Source organism: Streptomyces sp. H27-H1, from assembly GCF_026627445.1.
Classification (GTDB): Bacteria; Actinomycetota; Actinomycetes; order Streptomycetales; family Streptomycetaceae; genus Streptomyces.
Genome location: NZ_JAPNLJ010000118.1, coordinates 1 through 3382, shown reverse-complemented (window position 1 = coordinate 3382; position 3382 = coordinate 1). Strand labels below are relative to the sequence as shown.

Annotated in this window: 4 pseudogenes; 3 read left to right on the top strand and 1 reads right to left on the bottom strand. The window is 68.2% G+C overall.

The window, feature by feature from the left end:
• Positions 1–107 (top strand): annotated as a pseudogene (locus OTB20_RS41885) (IS5/IS1182 family transposase); the annotation flags it as partial.
• Between the two features lie 334 nt (positions 108–441).
• Positions 442–639, top strand: a pseudogene (locus OTB20_RS41880) (cold-shock protein); the annotation flags it as partial.
• A gap of 539 nt (positions 640–1178) precedes the next feature.
• Here the strand turns inward: OTB20_RS41880 and OTB20_RS41875 are convergent.
• Positions 1179–2032, bottom strand: a pseudogene (locus OTB20_RS41875) (EamA family transporter).
• Positions 2033–2174: 142 nt separating this feature from the next.
• Here OTB20_RS41875 and OTB20_RS41870 point away from each other — a divergent pair.
• Positions 2175–3261 (top strand): annotated as a pseudogene (locus tag OTB20_RS41870) (IS30 family transposase); the annotation flags it as partial.
• Between the last annotated feature and the right edge of the window lie 121 nt (positions 3262–3382).

The window sequence follows — 3382 nt, the reverse complement described above, 5'->3', positions numbered from 1 at the left end:
ACCGCCTCAAGAACTTCCGGGCCGTGGCCACCCGTTACGACAAACGCGCGTACGTCTACCTCGGGACCGTCACCCTCGCTGCCCTGATCATCTGGATCCGAACCTGATCCAAGAAACAGAACCTAGGGGCGGCGCAAGATGCTGGCCCTGATCCGCCGGACCCTGCTGCCCGAGGCCGGATTCGGCGCCGTCGACCGGGCCATGCGCTCACTCGGCCTGTCCGGCGTCGTCCATGGGAAGAGACCGATGACCACGATCCGGAACCCGGCCGATGCCCGGGCCCCGGACCTGCTGGACAGGGAGCGTCGCCGGCAGCTGTCATGGTCGCCTGTGAGCGCAACATTCATGGGCGATTTTTCTGTTCACAGTCTGAGGACCAGGGCGATCACCTCCGGTTTCCGCACGGTGCGGGACCGATTCCTAGTCTCCTTGGAAGACGGCATGGCCACCGGAACGGTGAAGTGGTTCAACGCGGAAAAGGGCTTCGGCTTCATCGAGCAGGATGGCGGCGGCCCCGATGTCTTCGCCCACTACTCCAACGTCGCCAGCTCTGGATTCCGTGAGCTTCAGGAAGGTCAGAAGGTGAACTTCGACGTCACCCTGGGCCAGAAGGGTCCCCAGGCGGAGAACATCCCCCCGCCTGAGCTTGCACCTACACGGCACCCGCCCCGCAATGCTCGCAGGGCGGGTGCCGTGCGTTGTGGAGCGGTGCAGTGGCCTGGCCGCGCTACGGCGAGCCGCCCAGGCCGGAGGCGCGGCTGCGGGCATTCTGGCGACTCCATGCGCGGGCGTACGTGCTGCGGCTGATCACCCGCCCGTAGATGACCCCACCGGGAATGTTCAGCGATACGCCGAAATGGGACCAGTCCTCCTCGTCATCGTTGACCAGCACGCAGCTCCAGGTCCTGGAGCGGCTCCACCAGCTGCGGCAAGCGCAGACGGCCCCACGGCTGGAACGCACGCTCCCTGGTCGGCTGCCCGGACTCACGAGGCGCATGCCAGGGCCGGGCGACCGTTCCGTCCCGACGCCGTCAGCCCGGACACCGCGGCTGCGGAAACCCAGGGAACCGGTCACGGTCGAGATCGGCCCTCCGTCCGCCGGCTACCGCGAGACCACTCACCGGCAATGCGACCTGGGATGGCTGTCTCGCGGCGGACGGGCGGCTCCGGGAGGCCCGCTACTGCGCGGTGAGCTGGAGTACCACGATGCCCGTAAGGACGGTGGCGCTGGCGGCGATGCGGCGGTGGCCGAGGCGTTCGCGGAAGACGACCGCGCCGATCACGGCGCCCAGGACGATGCTGGTCTCCCGCAGGGCGGCGATAGTGGCGAGGTCGCCACGGGACTGCGCCCACACGACGAGCCCGTACGCCGGCAGGGAGAGCAGCCCGCCGGCCAGACCCCGGCCGCACAGGGGGCGCAGCGCGGTGAGCAGCGCGCGGCCCCGGCGGGCCCATGCGATCACCGGCAGGACGAGTCCCTGGCAGAGGAAGAGCCAGGCGATGTAGCCGAAGACGCTGCCGGAGACGCGGACGCCGCTGCCGTCGACGAGGGTGTAGGAGGCGATCATCACGCCGGTGCCGACTGCGGCGGCGAGGGCAGGGAGTTGGGCGCGCCCGGGGAGGCCGTCGGCGAGGACGAGACCGGCCAGGCCGCAGGAGACCACCGCGATGCCGAGGGCCTGGCCCGGGGGCAGGGAGTGGCCGAGGAGGGTAGTGGAGGCGAGGGCTACCACGACAGGTGAGGTGCCCCGGGCGGTGGGGTACATCTGGCCGAAGTCGCCGAGCTGGTAAGCACGCAGGAGCAGCAGCTGGTAGGCGGCCTGGAGTGTGGCGGACACGGCGATGTACGGCCAGGCCGCCGGGACGGGCATCGGGACGACGCAGACGAGGACGGCACCGCATCCGGCGGAGGCGAGGCTGATCAGGTGAAGCCGGCGAGTTTGTTGCGCAGGCCGTGGGTGAGGCCGTTCCAGACGGCGTGCAGCACCGCTGAGCCGAGGACGACGGCGGGCACGGCGGCCGTGCCCGCCAGGGCTGACAGTTCTCCGGTGTTGAGCGACGCTGAAGATGAGCATGAAGGCGACGTGCTGGTTGTCGATGGGGCGCGATAAAACGACCCCGGCGGCGTTCCTGAGTTCTAGTGATCGTCGCAACACCCCAGCTCAAGGGGTGCCATGGGCTCCAAGATTCGAGAGTCCCGGGCTGTTGGCGGGCACAAGAAGCTCCGTAAGGAGCGGGAGCAATACTTGCTGCTCGTGGGCCAGGCTGAGCAACCGAGAAGCATGCAAGATCATCGGCATCAACGAACGAACAGGTCGGGAGTGGCGTAACGGCCGGTTCGATCCGAAGCGATTTCGGGCGCCCGCTCGATCAGAGCAGGCGCCCGATTCATCGCCGTCCCGGTACCTGCGCGAGGCTGAACGCATCCACATCGCAGACCGTCTGCGGGAGAAGGCGACGGTCCGTGCCATCGCCTCCGAGCTGGGCCGCAGCCCGTCCACGATCAGCCGGGAGATACGCCGCAACCGCACGCTGAGTACCGGCAAGAAGTGGTTCTACCGGCCCTACGCAGCGCAGGCTCGCGCCGAGGGCCGCCGGCCTCGCCCGAAGCCGAGCAAGATCGGGCAGAGCCCAGAGCTTCGCGAATACATTCAGGAACGCCTGGGCAGGCGATGGAGCCCGGAACAGATAGCCCACCAGCTCCGCAGGGACTTCCCCGACCGTCCGGAGATGCACGTGGTGCACGAGACGATCTACCAGGCCCTCTACGTCCAGGGCCGCGGAGAACTACGCCGCGAGCTCGCTCGAGTCCTGAGGACCGGCCGGATCGCACGCAAGCCCCACCGACTGGCAACCTCACGCCAGCCGCGCTACATCCACCCCATGATCATGATCAGTGACCGACCCGCTGAAGTGGCCGACCGCGCTGTCCCCGGCCACTGGGAAGGCGACCTCATCATCGGCCGTGAAGGCCGCTCAGCGATCGGCACGCTGGTTGAACGAAGCACCCGCTACCTCATGCTGGTGCACCTGCCCGACGACCACGGCGCCATCAGCGTCCGTGACGCCCTGGTCGAGACCGTGAAGGGCCTGCCGCCTCAGCTGAAACGGTCACTGACCTGGGACCAAGGTGCCGAGATGGGCCGGCACCACGAGTTCGCGATGGCTTCGGACATGCCGGTCTACTTCTGCAACCCCGCCAGTCCCTGGCAGCGCGGCTCCAACGAAAACACCAACGGCCTGCTCCGCCAGTACGGGCCTTGACCCCGGATTCTGAACACGTCTATGCGGCTTGGGCCAGGGTAGTTGCTGCTGCTTGGGCGTCGTTTTCGTAGGCGACGGGAGATCGCTGGCCGAGGCGGGAGTGCCGGCGGCGGGTGTT